The organism is Pseudomonas sp. OE 28.3, from assembly GCF_014268205.2.
GTDB lineage: Bacteria > Pseudomonadota > Gammaproteobacteria > Pseudomonadales > Pseudomonadaceae > Aquipseudomonas > Aquipseudomonas edaphica.
In genome coordinates this window covers 6,262,546-6,282,704 of sequence record NZ_CP077082.1, presented here as the reverse complement: position 1 = coordinate 6,282,704, position 20,159 = coordinate 6,262,546, and the positions used below count along the sequence as shown (strand labels likewise).

Sequence of the window (20,159 nt, the reverse complement as noted above, 5' to 3'; positions counted from 1 at the left end):
GCCAGCTCCCACATTTTATTGGGTTAACACAGCACAAAATGTGGGAGCCGGGCTTGCCCGCGATGGCGGCCTCGCGGGCAGTACAGCGCTCGGATTTAGAACACCGAGGCGTAGTCGCCCAGCTCAACCTGTACCGATTTGATGCGGGTGAAGTTGTTCAGCGAGCTGATGCCGTTCTCACGGCCAACACCGGATTGCTTGTAACCACCGACCGGCATCTTGGCGTCGGATTCGCCCCAGGCGTTGATCCAGCAGATACCCGCTTCCAGCTGATGAATCACGCGGTGGGCGCGGTTCAGGTCCTTGGTCACAAGGCCAGCGGCCAGGCCGAAATCGGTGTCGTTGGCGCGGCGGATCACTTCTTCTTCGGTCTCGTAAGTGAGGATGCTCATCACTGGGCCGAAGATTTCTTCACGGACGATGGTCATTTCGTCGGTGCAGTCGGTGAACACAGTCGGGGCCACATAGGCGCCTTTGGCGAATTCGCCGTCGGTCAGGCGGTCGCCGCCGCACAGGACGCGGGCGCCTTCTTCCTTGCCTTTGGCGATGTAGCCGAGCACGCTTTCCATGTGGGCGAAGCTGACCAGCGGGCCGAAGTTGGTGTTTTCGTCTTGTGGGTTGCCAACACGAATGCGCGCAACACGCTCAACGATCTTGGCTTCGAACGCCGCTTGCAGGTGTTTCGGCACGAACACGCGAGTGCCGTTGGTGCAGACCTGACCGGAGCTGTAGAAGTTGGCCATCATGGCGATGTCGGCGGCGCGATCCAGGTCGGCATCTTCGAACACGATCAGCGGCGACTTGCCGCCCAGTTCCATGGTCACTTCTTTGAGCGAGGAGCTCGAAGCGCTTGCCATAACTTTTTTGCCGGTGTCGGTGCCGCCGGTGAACGAGACTTTCTCGATGCGCGGGTGCTCGGTCAGCCAGGTGCCGACTTCACGGCCGCTGCCGGTCAACACGTTGAACACGCCTGCCGGAACGCCGGCTTCGGTGTAGATCTCGGCCAGTTTCAGGGTGGTCAGCGAAGTGACTTCGCTTGGCTTGAAGATCATCGCGTTACCCGCCGCCAGGGCCGGTGCGGATTTCCACAGGGCGATCTGGATCGGGTAGTTCCACGCGCCGATACCGGCTACTACGCCCAGCGGCTCGCGGCGGGTGTAGACGAACGAAGTGTCGCGCAACGGGATCTGCTCGCCTTCGATGGCTGGCACCAGGCCTGCGTAGTATTCCAGCACGTCGGCGCCGGTGACGATGTCGACGTATTGGGTTTCGGAGAAGGCTTTACCGGTGTCCAGGGTTTCCAGGGCGGCCAGCTCATCGTTGCGCTCGCGCAGGATGTCGACGGCACGGCGCAGGATGCGCGAACGCTCCATGGCGGTCATGGCAGCCCAGATTTTCTGGCCTTTTTCGGCGCTGACCACGGCGCGTTCCACGTCTTCCTTGGTGGCGCGTTGCACTTGGGCGAGAACTTCACCGTTAGCCGGGTTGATGGCTTCGAAGGTGGCATCGCTGCCAGCGTCGCTGTAGCCGCCGTCAATGTAGAGTTTTTGCAGTTCGAAACGGGCCATAAAGTCCTCGCAAGTGCATAAGTGGTTGGCGTTACCTGCCGCCAGTGGGCCATGGGGTTGTGGCAACACTGAGCGGCAGACGTTCAGGGGTTGAGCGTTTATGTGTGCTCTAACTCACCTGCTTGGCCAATTGGAAATCCATGTATTCGTAAGCGATCCGTTGCGCCTGCTCCGTGTCGAAAGCGTCTCCCGACAGGGCGCCGCGCAACCACAAACCGTCGATCAGGGCCGCCAGGCCTCTGGCTGCTTTGCGTGCGTGCGGCAGCGGTAGCACTCGGCGGAACTGGCAGCACAGGTTGGAATACAGACGTTGATCGTTGATCCGCTGCAACCTGTGCAATGACGGGTGGTGCATGCTGGTGGCCCAGAAGGCCAGCCAGGTTTTCATTGCCGGTCCGTTGACCTGGCTGGCGTCGAAGTTGCCCTCGATGATCACCCGAAGGTGCGCCCGTGGGCTGTCGTCCTTCAGCGCAAGCCTGCGTTCGTGGACGTTCTCGATCAGCACATTCATCAAGTACCGCATCGTTGCGGCGATCAGGCCGTTCTTGTCCTGAAAGTAGTGACTGATGATGCCGTTCGAGACGCCGGCCAAACGGGCGATCAGCGCAATGCTGGCATCTCCCATTCCAACCTGATCGATGGCCGTCAAGGTGGCTTCGATCAACTGCTGGCGGCGTATGGGTTGCATACCGACCTTGGGCATGTAGCACCTCTCCTTAGGCCTGCCGTTGGGCGTTAAACGTCCGTCGGCTTGATGGCCAGTCTATTTTGTTTTGATTGAACGTTCAATCAACAAAGAATAAGATCTGCGACAAATGGTCGCTGCCTACAGATTTTTCCTACCTGTGAGCAACGTCCTCTGACACCTGCAAAAACCCTTGAAACAGGCCGTATCAGGGCCTGGCCACTGCCTAGGCGCGGCTCAAGAATTTTCGGGGTGTCTTTATAACACCCGTCCGTCGACTGCCGAAAAATCGATGTCCCGGGATAACCGTTGCCTTGTGTTTCTCTCTCGCACTGCCCGGAGCATCTGCGCCATGAGTTCTGCCTCTCTTATAAAGACCCCGCCGGAAAAGGTCAGGGTCAACGGTTGGGTGTTTTACACCTCCACCGCGCTCATTCTGTTGTTGACCGCCATTCTGATCATCGCCCCGCAGGAGGCCGGGCGCATGCTCGGCGTAGCCCAGGCGTGGCTGTCGAAAAGCTTCGGTTGGTACTACATGGTGGTCATCGCGGCCTACCTGGTGTTTGTGGTCGGCCTGGCGTTTTCGTCCTACGGTAAATTGAAACTGGGCAGCAAGGACGACACCCCGGACTTCAGCTACGGCGCCTGGGCCGGCATGTTGTTCTCGTCGGGCATCGGCATCTCGCTGCTGTATTTCGGGGCTTCCGAGCCGTTGGATCACTACTTCAACCCGCCCGAAGGCGCCGCCGCCAGCAATGGCGCAGCCCGCCAGGCGTTGCAGTTGACGTTCCTGCACTGGGGCCTGCACGGCTGGGCGATTTATGCGCTGGTCGGCCTGGCCGTGGCGTACTTCGCGTACCGTCATAACCAGCCGTTGGCCTTGCGTTCGGCGCTGTACCCGCTGGTGGGCGAGCGTTGGGTCAAAGGCGCGGCCGGCCACGCGGTGGACGGCTTCGGCATGTTCGTGACCCTGCTGGGCCTGGTGACGAACCTGGGGATTGGTTCGATGCAAGTGTCGTCGGGGCTTGAAAACCTGTTCGGCATGCAGCACAGCAACACCAACCTGCTGATCGTGATCATTGTGATGAGCACCGTGGCGACCATCGCTGCCGTGTCGGGTGTGGAAAACGGCATTCGCCGCCTGTCCAACCTCAACATTGTGCTGTTCAGTGGCTTGCTGATCTTTGTGCTGTTGTTTGGCCCGACCTTGCACCTGCTCAATGGCCTGGTGCAGAACACCGGTGACTACCTCAACGGTATCGTGCTGAAAACCTTCGACCTGTATGTGTACGAAGGCGACGCCGACAAGACCGAGCGCTGGATGGGCCTGTGGACCCTGTTCTACTGGGCCTGGTGGATTTCCTGGGCGCCATTTGTAGGCATGTTCATCGCGCGTATTTCCCGTGGTCGTACGGTGCGTGAGCTGGTGGCCGGCGTGCTGCTGATCCCGCTGGGCTTCACTCTGGCGTGGTTGTCGATCTTCGGTAACTCGGCGTTGGACCTGGTGCTGAACCACGGCGCAGTGGAGTTGGGCAAGACGGCGCTGGAGCAACCGTCGATGGCCATCTACCAACTGCTTGAGCATTACCCTGCGTCGAATATCGTGATCGGCGTGTCGATCTTCGTGGGCTTTGTGCTGTTCCTGACCCCGGCGGATTCCGGCGCGGTGATGATGGCCAACCTTTCGTGCAAGGGCGGCAATGTGGATGAAGATGCGCCGCACTGGCTGCGGATCTTCTGGTCGGCGGTGATCACCCTGGTGACCATCGGCCTGCTGTTTGCGGGTAACTTCGAAGCCATGCAAACCATGGTGGTGCTGGCGGGGCTGCCGTTCTCGGTGGTGCTGATTTTCTTTATGTTCGGTTTGCACAAGGCGATGCGCCAGGATGTGGCCATCGAACAGGAGCAAGCGCAATTGGCCGAGCGCGGCCGTCGTGGTTTCAGCGAACGTTTGACTGCGCTGGACCTGCAACCGAGCCAGGGCACCGTGCAGCGCTTTATGGACAAACACGTTACGCCGGCGTTGGAAGAAGCGGCGAGTGCGCTGCGTGACCAAGGGCTGGAAGTGCAGACCTTGTTGGGTAAATCCAAGCGCTGCATCGGTGTGCGCATCGAGATGGAAGAGGGCAACCCGTTTGTCTATGAAGTGAGCCTGGATGCTTACTCCTCGGCACCGAGCGACCTGCCCGAAGAAGAGCGCACCCGTTACTACCGGGCCGAGGTCTACCTGCACAACGGACCTCAGGAATATGACCTGATGGGCTTCGCCCAGGAACAGATCACCCGGGACGTGCTCGATCAGTTTGAAAGCCATCGGCAGCTCCTTGGCCGTGTCTATAGCTGATAGTTGAGCCGAGCGGCGCCGTCACTGGCGCCGCTGTTCCAGGCTTGGAATGAGGTCAAATGTGGGAGCTGGCTTGCCTGCGATAGCGGTGGTGAATTCACTAAAGCTATCGCAGGCAAGCCAGCTCCCACATTGACCCAGTTTCTTCAGTTGGTTTTGCGGTACCGACTAGCCCAGGTTCTTGCCCAGCAGGGCATGGTACAGCTCGCTATCCCCCAGAATCCCCACCACCTGGTTGTTGTTATGCAACACCAGCTTGTTCCCCGTGTGATACCGGATCTGCAACGCATCGCGCATGCCGATATTGGAATCCACCAGCGTCGGTACCCGGCCCAAACCTTCCACCGGTTGCCCCGGCGCCCAGTTCTGCAGGTTCAACGGCGTGCCGTTCTGGCGTGCGCCCTTGATCACATTGCCTTCGGCCAGGTCCAGCCACGAATCGCCGCCCGGGTCCAGGCTGATGGAGCCGTTGACGTGGGTGCAGTTCTCTACGGTACGCATCAGGCTGCGCCCGCACAGCACGTTCAGCGGGTTGGTATGGGCGACGAAGGTGCGCACATAGTCGTCCGCCGGGTTCAGCACAATCTCTTCCGGCACGCTGTACTGGATGATCTTGCCGTCTTTCATGATCGCGATGCGGCTGCCGAGTTTCAGCGCCTCATCCAGGTCGTGGCTCACGAACACGATGGTCTTGCTCAGCTTGCGTTGCAGTTCCAGCAGTTCATCTTGCAGGCCTTGGCGGATCAGCGGGTCGAGGGCCGAGAAGGGTTCGTCCATCAGCAGGATATCGGCATCCATCGCCAAGGCGCGGGCCAGGCCGACGCGCTGCTGCATGCCGCCGGACAGCTCGTCGGGCTTCTTGTTACGCCACTGGGCCAGGCCCACCAGTTCGAGTTTTTCATCCACCAGCGCGCGCCGTTCTTTCTCCGGGCGGCCCTGCATCTCAAGGCCAAAGCTGATGTTCTCGCGCACCGTCAGCCACGGCATCAACGCGAACTTCTGGAACACCATGGCGATGCGCTTGGTGCGCATCATTTTCAGCTCGGCGGGCGTGCAGGACGCAATGTCGATCTGGCGGCCTTCGTGCTCCACAAACAGCTGGCCGCGGCTTACGGTGTTGAGGCCGTTGATGCAGCGCAGCAGGCTCGACTTGCCGGAGCCGGACAGGCCCATCAGCACGCAGATCTCGCCCTTCTCAATGTCCAGGCTGGCTTTTTCAACGCCGACGATCTGCCCGGTCTTTTTCAGGATCTCGTTACGGCTCATGCCCTGGTCCAGCAGCTTGAGCGCTTCGCGTGGGTCTTTGGAGAAGATCACGTCGACATTGTCGAATCGGATAATGCTCATGCATCACCCCCTACTTTAGCGTCGGGTTGTTTGCAGATGCGGTCGAGCATGATGGCCAGCAATACGATTGCCAGGCCGGCTTCAAAGCCCAGGGCAATGTCGGCGGTGTTGAGTGCGTTGACCACCGGCTTGCCGAGGCCGTCGGCGCCCACCAGGGCCGCGATCACCACCATCGACAACGACAGCATGATGCATTGGGTAATGCCGGCGGCAATGCTCGGCATGGCGTGGGGCAGTTCAATGCGTGAGAGCAACTGACGGCGCGAGCAGCCAAAGGCCTTGCCGGCGTCCATCAACTCTTGCGGTACATCGCGGATACCCAGGTAGGTCAGGCGGATAGGCGCGGCAATCGCGAACACCACCGTGGAGATCAAGCCAGGCACCACACCCAGCCCGAAGAGGGTCAGGGTAGGGATGAGGTAGACGAAGGTCGGTACGGTCTGCATCAGATCGAGCACCGGCCGCATCATGGTGTAGAACAGCGGTTTGTGTGCGGCAACAATGCCCAGCGGCACACCGATGACCACGCAGACCAGGGTGGCGAACAACACCTGCGCGAGGGTTTCCATGGTTTCCTGCCAGTACCCCAGGTTGAGGATCAGCAGGAAGGAGGCGATGACAAAAACGGTCAGGCCCCATTTACGTTGAATAAAGTGAGCCAGCAGCGCAATCAGACCGATCAATGCCAGCGGATTGAACCAGGTCAGCGCGAACGTCACGCCGTGGATCATCGTTTCCAGGGTCGATGCGATGGCGTCGAAGTAGTTGGCACCATGTTTGGTCAACCATTCGACGAAGGCAGCGATGTACTGGCCTAGTGGGATTTTCTGTTCAGTCAGCATGGTAGTGAATGTCCACATGCGAAGGGGAAAACATCCCGGGGCAGCGCACCGCCCCGGGGTCAGCACTTACTTGGCGAGGTATTCCTTGACGGCCTCCAGACCGGGTTTGCCATCAACCGTGGTCACACCGGCGAGCCAGGTGTCGAGCACTTGCGGGTTCTTCTTCAGCCAGGCTTTGGCTGCGGCGTCGGGCTTCATCTTGTCGTCGAGGACGTTACCCATCAGGGTGCTTTCCATGTTCAAGGTGAACGACAGGTTTTTCAGCAACTGGCCGACGTTGCTGCATTCCTGGGTGTAGCCCTTGCGAACGTTGGTGTAGATGGTGGCCTGGCCGTAGTTGGGGCCGAACGAGTCGTCTCCGCCGGTCAGGTACTTCATCTTGAAGCGGGTGTTCATCGGGTGCGGTTCCCAGCCCAGGAACACGATGGCCTGGTCACGCTTGGAGGCGCGTTCCACCTGCGAGAGCATCCCGGCTTCGCTGGACTCAACCACTTTGAAACCCGCGGTTTTCAGGCCGAAGGCGTCTTTGTCGATGAGGGTCTGGATAGTGCGGTTGCCGTCGTTACCCGGCTCGATGCCGTAGATCTTGCCGCCCAGCTCATCCTTGAATTTGGCGATGTCGGCGAAGTCTTTGAGGCCCTTGTTGTACAGCGCCTCCGGGACCGCCAGGGTGTACTTGGCGTTTTCCAGGTTGGCACGCACGGTTTCCACGGTGCCGGCATCACGGTATTGCTTGATGTCGTTTTCCATGGTCGGCATCCAGTTGCCGAGGAAGATGTCCATGTTCTTGCCGTCGGCCAGGGACTTGTAGGTCACCGGTACCGAAATCATCGTGGTGCGCGGTTTATAGCCAAGGCCCTTGAGGACTTCGCTGGTGGTCGCGGTGGTGACAGTGATGTCGGTCCAGCCGACATCGGAGAAGTTAACGGTCTTGCACTGTTCCGGTTCTGCAGCGTGTGCCAGGACTGGCAGACTCAGCATGGCGGCCAACAACAACGAGGGTGAACCTTTCATCGGGGTAGACTCCTGTGTCTTTTCTGGCGGCATTCGCCGCGCTTTATAAGTGTTGCGGTTGGGGCGTGCATCGAGGCGACGGCACGGTGCCTTGCAAACGAGTCGAGACTGATCATGTACCAGTGAAAATCTGACGCCTACAGGGGGCGTCGTATCCAGTACAGGGATGGTCGTATCCAGTGTCGGTGACGTCGCTTACAGATTTTTCCAATGGCAAAACCGCAGTTTTTACCGATCTGAACCGCTAAAAACGGCCAAAATGCCCGATCGCACGAGAGCGGCGTTGTTGAGCATGGTTACGTCGGTGTGAGACGCCGTGAAGGCAAGCAAAAGCTTGATGATGCCGCCATCTGGGCGATCTGAGCGTAGCACCTCGTTCAAGCCTGGCCGTGCTTATCGAGGAGTTCTACCGCAATGGCTATCAGTGTTTTCGACCTGTTCAAGATCGGCATCGGGCCTTCTAGTTCTCACACCGTCGGCCCCATGCGCGCCGCAGCGTTGTTCGTTCAGCACTTGCGTGAACGTGGAGTGTTGGAACAAGTACGTCGCGTTGAAGTTCAGCTATATGGCTCGTTGTCGGCCACCGGCATCGGCCATGGCAGCGACACGGCGACCATCATGGGCCTGATGGGCGAGTGGCCGGACGCAATCGACCCGGCGCAAATCGGCCTGCGTATTCACACCCTGCGCGAGACCGACACGCTCTTGCTCGACGGCCGCCTGCCGGTGCCCTTCGTCTGGGCACGCGACATGCGCCTGCTCGACGAAAACCTGCCGTTCCACCCCAACGCCATGACCCTGGTGGTGTTCGATGATGACGGCGAGCTGCACCGCGGCACCTACTATTCAGTCGGTGGTGGTTTTGTGGTGGACGAGGCCCAGGCGCAGAGCGGCGTGGCCGATATGGACCGTACCGAACTGCCGTATGATTTTTCCAGTGCTGTGGAGCTGTTGCAGTTGTGCAAGACCCACAACCTGCGCGTCGCCGAACTAATGTTGGCCAACGAAAAAACCTGGCGCAGCGAAGACGAAATCCGCAGTGGCCTGATGAAGCTCTGGCGCGCCATGCAAGACTGCGTGGAGCAGGGCCTCAAGCACGAAGGCATCCTGCCCGGTGGCCTGAATGTGCGTCGCCGCGCCGCCAAGTTGCACCGCAGTTTGCAGGAGCTGGGCAAACCGAACGTGATTGGCTCGACCTTGAGCGCCATGGAGTGGGTCAACCTCTTCGCCCTGGCGGTCAATGAAGAAAACGCCGCCGGTGGGCGCATGGTCACCGCCCCCACCAATGGCGCGGCGGGGATTATTCCTGCGGTGCTGCACTACTTTATGAAGTTCAGCGAAGAAGTCACCGAAGCCAACGTGGTCGACTATTTGCTGAGCGCTGCGGCCGTCGGGATTCTGTGCAAGAAAAACGCCTCGATTTCCGGCGCCGAAGTCGGCTGCCAGGGTGAAGTCGGTTCAGCCTGTGCCATGGCCGCTGCGGGACTTGCCGAGATCCTCGGCGCCACGCCGGAGCAACTGTGCAACGCCGCCGAAATTGGCCTGGAACATAACCTCGGCCTGACCTGCGACCCGGTCGGCGGGCTGGTGCAAGTGCCGTGCATCGAGCGCAACGCGATTGCGGCGGTGAAGGCGATCAACGCCGCGCAGATGGCGCTGCGCGGTGATGGTCAGCACTTTATTTCCCTTGACCGGGTGATCCGCACCATGCGCGATACCGGCGCGGATATGCATGACAAGTACAAAGAGACTTCGCGGGGTGGTTTGGCCGTCAGCGCAGTAGAGTGTTGATTCACTAATGCCGCCATCGCAGGCAAGCCAGCGCCCACATTTGGAATGCATTCTCCTGTGGGAGCTGGCTTGCCTGCGATAGCGGTAGTTGCAGCACCACTGCTCATAAAGTGAACACCCGAACCCAAAAGCGCCACCTTTTAGCGCGTCGCAAATAGATAAGTAGCTTGCGAACGATTCCGTGCCTCACCACTCGTCACCCGTGCGTGCGGTGACAGACTTTTCCCACGCCCGCAAAGCGCCTTCCCACAAGTGCTACCGATCTGCTCACACCCCAGAGCAGGGCCGGTCTGACGTCCATTTCTGGCCATATTCCGCACTCCCCGCGCGGGCTTATATAGACGCGTCATCAGGTCGTTTTTAGGAGTTATTGGATGGCCATTCAATTTTAGGCATGGCATTTGCTCTACCCATTCAAAGCCTCGCTCCTTGCTGGAGACGAACGCAATAACAAGAGCCTCGCCTGAGGCCATCACCCGCTTTGTGTGAGGAGATACCGCGATGACGTCGTTCAACTCCGGGGCCCAACCCCAGAACCGTGCGCCTCAATCCATCGGCTTTTTGCTGCTGGACAATTTCACGCTGATTTCCCTGGCTTCGGCAGTGGAACCGCTGCGCATGGCCAACCAGCTGTCCGGCCGCGAGCTGTATCGCTGGACAACCCTGAGTGTCGACGGCAACCAAGTGTGGGCCAGCGACGGTCTGCAAATCACCCCCGATGCCTCCATGCATAAAGCCCCGGCCCTGGACACTGTGATTGTGTGCGGGGGCGTGGGAATCCAGCGTACCGTTACCCGTGAGCACGTGTCGTGGCTGCAAAGCCAGGCGCGCCAGTCGCGTCGCCTCGGCGCCGTGTGCACTGGCAGTTGGGCCCTGGCCTGCGCCGGTTTGCTCGACGGTTTCGATTGCAGCGTGCACTGGGAATGCCTGGCGTCGATGCAGGAAGCCTTCCCGCGCGTGGCCATGAGCACGCGCCTGTTCACCCTCGACCGTAACCGCTTTACCAGCTCGGGCGGCACCGCGCCGCTGGACATGATGCTGCACCTGATCAGCCGCGACCACGGCCGTGAATTGTCGGCGGCCATCTCCGAGATGTTTGTGTACGAGCGCATCCGCAATGAACAGGATCACCAGCGCGTGCCGCTCAAGCACATGCTCGGCACCAACCAGCCGAAACTGCAGGAAATCGTCGCGCTGATGGAAGCCAACCTTGAAGAGCCGATCGACCTGGACGAACTGGCGGTGTACGTCGCCGTGTCGCGCCGCCAACTGGAGCGGTTGTTCCAGAAATACCTGCACTGCTCGCCATCGCGCTACTACCTCAAATTGCGCCTGATTCGCGCGCGGCAGTTGCTCAAGCAAACGCCGATGTCGATCATCGAAGTAGCGTCGGTGTGCGGGTTTGTGTCCACGCCGCACTTCTCCAAGTGCTACCGCGAATACTTTGGCATTCCGCCACGCGATGAGCGCGTAGGTTCCAACACGACCCAGCAAGTGGCGATGATGCCGATTCCGCAGGCGTTGGTGCTGTCACCGTTGTCGGGGCCGATGTCGGCGTTGAGCCAGGCGCGTAATGAGTCGACGTTTGCCAGTGTAAGGCTTTAGACCGAGGTGGCTTTATCGCAGCGATGCGGCGACCCGACAAGCCAGCTCCCACATTTGAATTGTGAACCCAGTCAAATGTGGGAGCTGGCTTGCCTGCGATAGCGGTCTATCAGGCGCCCGAGCTCTGCTTGAACTGCACCAAAGCCGGCAACAACTGCTTGTCGATCGCCTGGCGCACCGCCGGCAAAATCGTCGCGCTGCCGGTGTACATCTGCTCCACCATGCCCTTGAGTGCCTTGGCCCGTGCGGCACTCAAACCGCGCACCGCACACTCGCAAGCCTGCTCGGCGCTGGCGCCGCTGGATACCTCGAAACCCAGCGAGCGCAGCTGGCTCAGCAGGTCATCCTGGTCAATCAAGTCCGCGTGCATCATGACGTTTATCCTGGTGTAGGGAACGGGATTGAATGGGATTCTGGTAGGCCCTCGGCCGGTCGGCAAGGGCAGAATCGGCGAATGGCTCAGATGGCTATGAACAGGTCGTTTTCGGGTCATTTACCGACACCAACAATAGGCACACTGGAGGCCAGGCACGCACCTTGAAGGTTTGGTCACCCTCGGGATGTCACGCTCACACCAAGCACTCTGCCCCGATCCAGTCACGGCTGGCCCGGGGCTTTTTTTTGCCGGGGTTTGTGGGAGCTGGCTTGCCTGCGATGGCCGCACCCCGGTCTACCTCTGCAACACCAATATCCGGGACAACAACTCATCCCGATCAATGTAACAACCCTGAAAATGCCGCGCCCCCGAAGCCGGATCAAACGCATTGCGCGCATGCAAGGTGCGGCGGTTATCAAAGCACCACAACTCACCCGGATTCAGGCGTTTGACCAGTCGAAAACGGTCTTCCCGCGTCATCGCAATAAAACGCCGATACGCCCGGTACAACAACGGCATCTGCTCCACGCTTGCCTCAAACGGCCCGCGCAAAAAGTTGGCCATGCGGATCTCCGCCACATCGCCCAAGGCATCCAGCGCAATGATCGGGGCCAGGCGGCGGTAGTCGCTGTGCCGGTCTTTATTGCGAAACTCCACCGGGATTTCACACAGGGCGCGAAACGCCTCGGGGTCTTCGCTGCGCAGCGCATGGGCGATCGCAAACCCATCGACAAAAATGCTCTCGCCGCCGGTAGCTTCGTTCACCAGGCAATGCAGAAACTGCAGCCCCGGCTGCAACTCCCGCGTCGGCAAATCGCTGTGCAGCGGCAGGTTGAAAGCGGTGTAAGCATTGCTGTCGGCATCGGCCTTGGACTGCACGTTGAACAGCACGCCGAAGTTGCTCTCGCGGATAAACGAAATACGCTTGGCGATCAGTGCCAGCGAGCCTGGTTCGGTGGGCACGCCACGGATTTGCGTAAGGCCGCCGTCACGCAAGGCCAGCAGCCATTGCAACAGGGCGTTGGGGTCTTCCATCACCGCTGAGTATTCAAATATGGGCAGTTCGAAGGTGCTGCCCCACAGTTGCGACTGGGGTTTGGCAGCGCGGCGTTCGGCGCGTGATTGATCGTCATAGGCATGGGCGCGCAACCAGCCTGGATCGTACTGGCTGCGATGGCCGCCGTACCATTCCACGCACAGAAAACCTTGATCGATGCGCGCGCTGACTGCGCGCAGATGCTCGTCCACATCGACAATTTCCAGCACCTGCTCGCGGGTCACGCTGTACACGCATTGGGCACAGGGGCAGTTGTCCCGCAGCCACTGATGATGGAACGGGCTGACCCGCCCATCGGCCCACTGCACGCGAATCTGGTTGTCCAGTACCTGCGCCTCGGCAAGGTCGCAGATCTTCGGGTAAGTACGGAAATCGGCAACAGCGGCGGCGGTTTGCATGGTGATTCCTTATTGTTTTTTGGGTGGTAATCCGATCACTCGGCCCAGCAAGGCAGGGCGCGGCAGATCGGCCTGTTCGGCACTGATGGTTGCCAGTTTCTCCAGCGTGGCCTCGGTAAACGGCGCTGAATGCGGCCCCGCCAGATCGACGTGCAGCAGCATCTGCTCGTTGCCGGCCAACTCCTTCGCGTCGCCCACAAGGTGCAGGCTGTGATAGAGGTGCAACCGCTTGGCGTCGTGGGCGATCAGTTGGGTGTGCACCTCCACCTCGGCGCCGAGTTTTACTTCGTGCAGGTAGTTCAGGTGCAGTTCCAGGGTGAACAGCGAGTGGCCGCTGGCTTCGCGGTTTTCGCTGTCCAGCCCGAGGGTGTCCATCAGCGCGTCCGTGGCGTAGCTGAAGATCAGCAGGTAAAACGCATCACGCAGGTGGCCGTTGTAATCCACCCAGTCGGGCTGGATGTGGGTGGTGTAGGTGGTCAGTGCAGGCATCACATATATTCCAGAATGTATGCAGTCAAAATGTGGGAGCTGGCTTGCCTGCGATGGCGATGGTGAATTTTGCATCGCTATCGCAGGCAAGCCAGCTCCCACACAGATCAACAGCGGTTATTCAGCGAAGCTCATGCCGTGTTTGGCTTTGGTGGTTTTCACCGCTTCCAATACCGCCAGCAAGCAATCATCACGATAGCGCTCCAGCGCCGAAATGCTGTGCTTACCCAGCTGATCGCTGGTGCCGTCGACCACATCGTCAATCAACTTGTCGGTCAGCTCCGGCGCCGGTAAATACGTCCACGGCAACTGCAACGCCGGGCCGAACTGGGCCATGAAGTGGCGCATTCCGGCATCACCGCCCGCGAGGGTGTAAGTCAGGAATGTGCCCATGAACGACCAGCGCAAACCGGCGCCAAAACGGATCGCATCGTCGATCTCGCCCGTGGTTGCCACGCCATCATTGACCAGGTGCAGCGCCTCACGCCACAGCGCTTCGAGCAAGCGGTCAGCGATAAACCCCGGCACTTCCTTACGCACATGCAACGGGCGCATGCCGAGGGATTCATACACCTTGATCGCTGCCTGAATTGCCTGCGGCGCGGTGTTCTTTCCGCCCACCACTTCCACCAGCGGCAACAGGTAAACCGGGTTGAAGGGGTGACCGACCACGCAGCGTTCCGGGTGGGTGGAACCTTCGTAGAACTCGCTCGGCAACAGACCTGAAGTGCTCGAGCCAATCAGCGCATTCGGCTTGGCCGCTGCGCTGATCTTGCTGTGCAGTTCGAGTTTCAGCTCCAGGCGTTCCGGGGCGCTTTCCTGGATGAAGTCGGCGTCTTTTACGCATTCCTCAATGGTGGTTACAAAGCGCAGGCGATCCTGAGAGGCGCCCGGCGCCAGGCCTTGTTTCTCCAAGGCGCCCCAGGCGTTGGCAACACGTTTGCGCAGCGCTGCTTCAGCGCCAGGCGCCGGGTCCCAGGCCACTACATCCAGGCCGTGGGCCAGGGCGCGGGACACCCAGCCGCTGCCGATAACACCGCTGCCGAGGGCGGCGAAGGTTTTGATTTCGGTGATAAAGCTCATGTCGACAATCCCTGAATAATTCGGTGATCAAGGTGGGAGCTGGCTTGTCGAATCGTCGCACCGCTGCGATATCGGTGTATCAGTTGGTGCATTCGGTGCAGGTGTACCGCTATCGCGGGCAAGCCCGGCTCCCACAGGGTTTTGTGGTGTCTGAGTTAGCCGCGCTTGGTCAGGCCCATCTTGATTCGGCCCTCCGCCGGGGTCATAACCCGCGCGCCCAGGCGGCTGAGGATTTCACTCGCGCGTTCCACAAGCTGGCCATTGGTGGCGAGCACGCCTTTGTCCAGCCACAGGTTGTCTTCCAGGCCGACCCGCACGTTGCCGCCCAGCAGCACCGCTTGCGCCGCCATGGGCATTTGCATGCGGCCGATACCGAAGCCGGCCCACACGGCGTCGGCAGGCAGGTTGTCGACCATGGCTTTCATGGTGGTGGTGTCGGCCGGTGCGCCCCATGGGATGCCCAGGCACAGCTGGAACAGCGGGTTGTCGAGCAAACCTTCCTTGATCATCTGCTTGGCAAACCACAGGTGGCCGGTGTCGAAAATTTCCAACTCGGCCTTAACGCCCAGCTCTTGAATACGCTTGGCGCCCGCCCGCAGTTGCGCCGGGGTAGAGACGTAAATGGTGTCGCCATCGCCGAAGTTGAGCGTGCCGCAGTCCAGGGTGCAGATCTCCGGCAGCAACTCCTCAACATGGGCCAGGCGCGTCAGCGGGCCGACCAGGTCGGTGTTGGGGCCGAACTCCATCGGGTTCTCGCCGCCGCCGATTTCCAGGTCGCCGCCCATACCGGCGGTGAGGTTGACGATGATGTCGATGTCGGCCTCGCGGATGCGCTCCATCACTTCGCGATACAGCGCCACGTCGCGGCTGAACTTGCCGGTTTGCGGGTCGCGCACATGGCAGTGCACCACGGTGGCGCCGGCCTTGGCGGCTTCCACCGCGGCTGCGGCGATTTGTTTGGGAGTGACCGGCACGTGCGGGCTGCGGCTGGTCGTGTCGCCAGCACCGGTGAGTGCGCAGGTGATGATGACGTCGTGGTTCATGAGGCGGTTCCTTACAGGCGGGCGTAGTGATGCCGTTCGCAGCCAACAGCGACTGCGATACGGTGATGCGAAGCAGGTTATTTGCTGGTCAGTTGCAGGTTGGCCGCAGCCGGTTTGCCGTCGAAGGTGGTCACGCCTTCGAGCCAGCGCTGCTGGTCTTGCGGGTGGTCCTTGAGCCACTGCTTGGCCGACTCGAGGGCATCTTTGTGATCCAGCAACGGCTGCATCATTCGGCTCTCGTCGGCGGCGGTGAACGTCAGGTTGGTCAGCAGTTTGTGCACGTTGGGGCACTGCTCGGCGTAGGTCGGCGAAGTGACGCTCCACACCGTGGCCATGCCTTCGTTCGGGCCAAGGGCGTCGTCGCTGCCGGTGAGGTAAGTCATGGCGACGTTGACGTTCATCGGGTGCGGCGCCCAGCCGAAGAACACCACGGCCTCCTTGCGGCGCACGGCGCGGTCGACGGCGGCGAGCATCCCCGCTTCGCTGGACTCCACCAACTGGAACTTGCCGAGGCCGAACTGGTTCTTGGCGATCATCGCCTTGATCTGGGTATTGGCGCCCGAGCCTGGCTCGATGCCGTAGATCTTGCCGCCCAGTTCTTTTTCAAACTTGGCGATATCGGCGAAGGTTTTCAGGCCTTTATCCGCCAGATAAGTCGGCACCGCGAGGGTGGCGCGCGCATCTTCCAGGCTGGGTTTGTCGAGGACTTTGACTTGCTTGGCGTCCACAAACGGCGTGATGGTCTGGGTCATCAGCGGGTTCCAGTAGCCCAGGAACATATCCAGGCGCTGGTCGCGGATACCGGCGAAGATGATTTGCTGGGAAGCGCTGGTTTGTTTGGTCTTGTAGCCGAGGCCGTCGAGCAACACTTGGGTCATGGCGCTGGTGGCGATTACGTCGGTCCAGTTCACCACGCCCATGCGCACGTTCCGGCAAGACTCTGCGTCGGCCGCGAATACGCTGGTGCTTAAGATGGCGCTGGCGCTGAGTGCAAGCACGCAGCGGCTGATCAGTCGGTTCATGGTGGATCCCTCGGCAGGTCGTTATTGTGGGTGCCGGCGTCTTTGTGCGCCGTGGGATCAAGTTACGCAGCTTGAGGGGAGGCAAAGCGCACGGCGGCGACCAGCTCTTGCACTGCAGCGACCTGTGCTCTTGAATGGCCCGTTGAACTGGCGTATCACAGTGAGCACGCTGCCCGTCCTACGAGAGCGCCACCATGTCCCAGGATTTCTACTTTCTGCTGATGCCGGGTTTCTCGGCCATCGGCTTTATCTCCGCGCTGGAACCGCTGCGCGTGGCCAACCGCTTTCGCGGCGAGTTGTACCGTTGGCACGTGTTGAGTGCCGATGGCGGCGCGGTGTTGGCGAGCAATGGCATGTCGGTGAACGCCGACGCCGCATTGGAGCCGCTGAAAAAAGGCGCGACGCTGATGGTGGTCGCAGGCTTCGAACCCTTGAAGTTCACCACGCCCGCACTTGAACACTGGCTGCGCCGCCTCGACCTCGACGGCGTCACCCTCGGCGCCATCGACACCGGCGCCTGCGTGCTCGCCGAAGCAGGCTTGCTCGACGGCCACCGCTTGACCTTGCACTGGGAAGCCATCGACGCGTTCAAGGAATCTTATCCACAGCTCACCGTGACCCAGGAACTGTTCGAGATTGACCGCCGGCGCATCACCTGCGCCGGTGGCACCGCCTCCATCGACCTGATGCTCGACCTGATCGCCCAGGCCCACGGCCCGGACCTGGCCATCCAGGTGTCCGAGCAATTCGTACTCGGGCGCATCCGCCCGCGCAAAGACCACCAGCGCATGCAGATCGCCACGCGCTACGGCATCAACAACAAGAAGTTGGTGCAGGTGATCGGTGAAATGGAGCAACACACCGAGCCGCCGCTGAGCACCTTGGCGTTGGCCGATGCAATTAAAGTCACCCGGCGTCAGCTGGAACGGCTATTCCGCCTGCACCTGAACGACACGCCAAGTAACTTCTACCTCGGCCTGCGCCTGGAAAAAGCCCGGCAGTTGTTGCGCCAGAGCGACATGAGCGTGCTGGAAGTGAGCATTGCGTGCGGGTTTGAGTCGCCGTCGTACTTCACCCGCAGCTACAGGGCGCGGTTTGCCAAGTGCCCGAGAGAGGATCGGCGACGGGAGGTGGTTTGACCGGCAATTATAGTCAATTATACTCACGACTATAATTTATAGTGCTTCCAATAATTGAGTATAAAACCATGTCCAAGCACAGCGGCTTTGTGTTTCGCCGCCCGACGCTGGCTCGCAGCATTGCTGATGGCTTGGTGGGCGCCGGGATTCAGGATTTCACTTCAGGCCTGTTCCTCGCAGCACCTCGACGCACCGGCAAAAGCACCTTTTTGCGCGAAGACTTGATCCCGGAGTGCCAGTTGCGGGGTTGGCTGACGGTGTATGTCGATCTCTGGGCTGACAAAGAAAAAGACCCCGCGGAGTTGATTGCCAGCGCGATTGCTGCGGCGCTGGTGCCCTATGAAAAGGGCATTCGCAAGCTGGCCAAGAACATTGGAATCGAGAAACTAAGCTTCCTGCGTACCCTTTCCTGGGACTTCAGCAAGCCACAATTGCCGGTTGGCGCGACGCTGACCCAAGCCTTGGAGTTGCTCCACAGCGCAGCCGAAAAGCCCGTCGTGCTGGTGATTGATGAAGCGCAGCACGCACTGACCACCGAGCCTGGTATCAACGCGATGTTCGCGTTGAAAGCTGCCCGAGATCAGCTCAACCAGGGCCGTGACGAGGAGGGCAGTGGCTTGCGCCTGGTGTTCACCGGCTCCAATCGCGACAAGCTTGCGCATTTGGTCCTCGGTAAAAGCCAGCCATTCTTCGGCTCCAGCATTACCCCGTTCCCTTTGCTCGGCAAAGAGTTTACCCAGGCCTACACCCTGCACCTCAACGCGCATTTGGCCAAAACCAATCAGTTCAACGCGGCGGACATCGACGAAGCCTTTGAACTGGTCGGCCGGCGCCCGGAGATGCTGCGTACCATCATCGGCGAAGTGGCGCTGGAGTTGGGCGAGGCGAGCAACCTGGGCCAACTGCTGCACAGCCGCGCCGAACTGTTGCGTGCCGGCGTGTGGACCGAATTTGAAAGCGCGTGGAACAACCTCACCATTCCCCAGCGTGCTGTGTTGGAGGTGATGGTGGTGCGTTCGCAGAACAACGAGCCTTTTGCGCCGTTTACCGACAGTACACTCACGGCGGTCAGCAAGGCACTGGAGGACATGGGCAGCGACGTGGTGCCGGGCACCCAGACCATTCAGGCCTGTATCGATGCCTTGCGTGACAAAGAGCTAGTGTGGAAGTCGAGTCGCGGCGGGTATGCCCTGGAAGACAAATCCTTTGGCGATTGGCTGCTGCACATAAGCCGTACAGCGAATTCAAAGACACCATAAATCAAATGTGGGAGCTGGCTTGCCTGCGATAGCGGTAGATCAGGCAGTACAGCGTTATCTGACAAACCGCCATCGCAGGCAAGCCAGCTCCCACAGGGGATTGGTGGTGTGGCTTACTTTTTTACCAGCGCCGAACACGCCGCCTTGAAGGCCTCATGCTGATACTTGTTCAGCGTCGCCGGCAGGGCAAAATCGTACTTTTTGTTCTGCGCATTGATGGTCTGCGGCGACAGCAATGTCACCTCAACCCCGTCCAGCAACTGAAACACCCCTTCAATCTTGAACGTGGTCGGGCCACCGGCGAATTCGCCTTTCTTGCTGCGTTTTTTGATCGCGATGCGGGTGATGGCGTTTTCTTGCACAAACGCCTTCACCTGGGCGGCGAAGGCTTTGACGTTGGCTGCCTCATCGTCGTCATCGAGGGCGATTTTCTTGATGGCCAGCGCCACGTGGGTCAGCGCCTGGTTGTCCAGGGAGGCGACGGCGATGATGGCTTCGCTGCCTTTGATTTCGATGCCGCAGATAGTCATGGATAGCCTGGTTTCAGAGAAAAAGTGACGGGATTGTCGCTTATTCCTGCCCGATCGACTCCAAAAACTCCGACCGCTCATCACTCATTCGCGCCAGGCAGTCATTCTGTTGAATCGCGTAGTCCTTGCTGCCATTCACCGCCGGGAAGGTGTCCACCGCGCAATCGGCATCGCGCAGCTTTTCCCATTTCTGCTGGGCATCCTTCAGACGAGCGGTAATGTCGGCCAGTTGCGATTTGTTGCTGCCATAGGTCGAACCCATGCGTTCCAGCAAGCCCTGGTAGTTATCCTTGAGCAATTGCTCGGCGGTGGTTTTGTTATAGGTGGCGCATTCCAGGGTTTGTTTGTCGTTTTCGATGCCATCGCAGGGCGTGCTGTCGGTGTCTTCAGCGGCGTGTACGCCGGTTGCGATGAGTGCCAAAGCCAGGAAAATCGATTTCATTGCGCCGTCTCATATCAGGTGATGAGCAAATTCTGGCTCAAGCGTGGGACAAAGAACAGCCACCTGTCAGCTATGTCATGTAGGCCTTTGTCGCTGATTGACGCTTTCGGCAATTCCCCTGTCGT

18 protein-coding genes are annotated in these 20,159 nt (G+C 60.0%); 5 read left to right on the top strand and 13 right to left on the bottom strand.

Annotated elements, in window-relative coordinates; translation table 11 throughout:
* Window positions 1-95: 95 nt before the first annotated feature.
* On the bottom strand, window positions 96-1,568 hold the full coding sequence (gene betB / locus HU759_RS28355) for a betaine-aldehyde dehydrogenase (RefSeq protein ID WP_017139377.1): 1,473 nt from the start codon (window positions 1,566-1,568) through the stop codon (window positions 96-98).
* A gap of 109 nt (window positions 1,569-1,677) precedes the next feature.
* On the bottom strand, window positions 1,678-2,271 hold the full coding sequence (betI, locus tag HU759_RS28350) for a transcriptional regulator BetI (protein WP_010207128.1): 594 nt from the start codon (window positions 2,269-2,271) through the stop codon (window positions 1,678-1,680).
* Between the two features lie 391 nt (window positions 2,272-2,662).
* Between betI and HU759_RS28345 the strand changes: the two genes are divergently transcribed.
* Window positions 2,663-4,597, top strand: a complete 1,935-nt coding sequence (locus HU759_RS28345) for a BCCT family transporter (RefSeq protein ID WP_225933073.1) — start codon at window positions 2,663-2,665, stop codon at window positions 4,595-4,597.
* Between the two features lie 168 nt (window positions 4,598-4,765).
* On the opposite strand, the gene choV is transcribed toward HU759_RS28345, so the two are convergent.
* From choV to HU759_RS28330, 3 genes are all read right to left on the bottom strand, one after another.
* The gene (gene choV / locus HU759_RS28340) at window positions 4,766-5,944 is read right to left on the bottom strand and encodes a choline ABC transporter ATP-binding protein (protein ID WP_017139375.1); all 1,179 of its coding nucleotides are present in this window, start codon (window positions 5,942-5,944) and stop codon (window positions 4,766-4,768) included.
* Window positions 5,941-6,786: a choline ABC transporter permease subunit gene (choW, locus tag HU759_RS28335; RefSeq protein ID WP_017139374.1), complete on the bottom strand. Its 846-nt coding sequence runs from the start codon at window positions 6,784-6,786 to the stop codon at window positions 5,941-5,943. The genes choV and choW overlap by 4 nt, the downstream gene beginning before the upstream one ends.
* Before the next feature lie 66 nt (window positions 6,787-6,852).
* Window positions 6,853-7,800 (bottom strand): choline ABC transporter substrate-binding protein, encoded by a 948-nt coding sequence (locus tag HU759_RS28330; protein ID WP_099550374.1) that lies wholly within the window; start codon window positions 7,798-7,800, stop codon window positions 6,853-6,855.
* A 414-nt stretch (window positions 7,801-8,214) separates the two neighbouring features.
* On the opposite strand from HU759_RS28330, the gene HU759_RS28325 reads away from it, so the two are divergent.
* Window positions 8,215-9,591: an L-serine ammonia-lyase gene (locus tag HU759_RS28325; protein ID WP_099550375.1), complete on the top strand. Its 1,377-nt coding sequence runs from the start codon at window positions 8,215-8,217 to the stop codon at window positions 9,589-9,591.
* A 501-nt stretch (window positions 9,592-10,092) separates the two neighbouring features.
* Entirely contained in the window at window positions 10,093-11,196 is a 1,104-nt protein-coding gene (locus tag HU759_RS28320) for a GlxA family transcriptional regulator (RefSeq protein WP_005792167.1), read from the top strand.
* Window positions 11,197-11,305: 109 nt separating this feature from the next.
* Here the strand turns inward: HU759_RS28320 and HU759_RS28315 are convergent, their stop codons facing one another.
* The 6 genes from HU759_RS28315 to HU759_RS28290 form a co-directional block, all read right to left on the bottom strand.
* Window positions 11,306-11,569, bottom strand: coding sequence for a hypothetical protein (locus HU759_RS28315; RefSeq protein ID WP_017139371.1), 264 nt, complete (start codon window positions 11,567-11,569; stop codon window positions 11,306-11,308).
* A gap of 297 nt (window positions 11,570-11,866) precedes the next feature.
* A complete protein-coding gene (locus HU759_RS28310) occupies window positions 11,867-13,027 on the bottom strand; it encodes a gamma-butyrobetaine dioxygenase (protein WP_186617034.1) in 1,161 nt (386 codons plus the stop codon).
* Between the two features lie 9 nt (window positions 13,028-13,036).
* A complete protein-coding gene (locus HU759_RS28305; protein WP_170036870.1) occupies window positions 13,037-13,516 on the bottom strand; it encodes a thioesterase family protein in 480 nt (159 codons plus the stop codon).
* A gap of 117 nt (window positions 13,517-13,633) precedes the next feature.
* Window positions 13,634-14,599, bottom strand: a complete 966-nt coding sequence (locus tag HU759_RS28300; protein ID WP_099550378.1) for an L-carnitine dehydrogenase — start codon at window positions 14,597-14,599, stop codon at window positions 13,634-13,636.
* 155 nt (window positions 14,600-14,754) lie between these two features.
* Window positions 14,755-15,642 carry a 3-keto-5-aminohexanoate cleavage protein gene (locus HU759_RS28295; RefSeq protein ID WP_017139368.1) on the bottom strand — a complete coding sequence of 296 codons (888 nt, stop codon included), beginning with the start codon at window positions 15,640-15,642 and terminating at the stop codon, window positions 14,755-14,757.
* Between the two features lie 77 nt (window positions 15,643-15,719).
* Entirely contained in the window at window positions 15,720-16,664 is a 945-nt protein-coding gene (locus tag HU759_RS28290; RefSeq protein WP_017139367.1) for a choline ABC transporter substrate-binding protein, read from the bottom strand.
* A gap of 194 nt (window positions 16,665-16,858) precedes the next feature.
* Here HU759_RS28290 and HU759_RS28285 point away from each other — a divergent pair, with 194 nt between their 5' ends.
* On the top strand, window positions 16,859-17,803 hold the full coding sequence (locus HU759_RS28285; protein WP_099550379.1) for a GlxA family transcriptional regulator: 945 nt from the start codon (window positions 16,859-16,861) through the stop codon (window positions 17,801-17,803).
* 68 nt (window positions 17,804-17,871) lie between these two features.
* Window positions 17,872-19,062 carry an AAA family ATPase gene (locus tag HU759_RS28280; RefSeq protein ID WP_186617036.1) on the top strand — a complete coding sequence of 397 codons (1,191 nt, stop codon included), beginning with the start codon at window positions 17,872-17,874 and terminating at the stop codon, window positions 19,060-19,062.
* Window positions 19,063-19,175: 113 nt separating this feature from the next.
* On the opposite strand, the gene HU759_RS28275 is transcribed toward HU759_RS28280, so the two are convergent.
* Window positions 19,176-19,592: a DUF3010 family protein gene (locus HU759_RS28275; protein WP_186617038.1), complete on the bottom strand. Its 417-nt coding sequence runs from the start codon at window positions 19,590-19,592 to the stop codon at window positions 19,176-19,178.
* A gap of 40 nt (window positions 19,593-19,632) precedes the next feature.
* Complete coding sequence (locus HU759_RS28270; protein ID WP_017139363.1) at window positions 19,633-20,034, bottom strand: lysozyme inhibitor LprI family protein; 402 nt, start codon at window positions 20,032-20,034, stop codon at window positions 19,633-19,635.
* Window positions 20,035-20,159 lie beyond the last annotated feature (125 nt).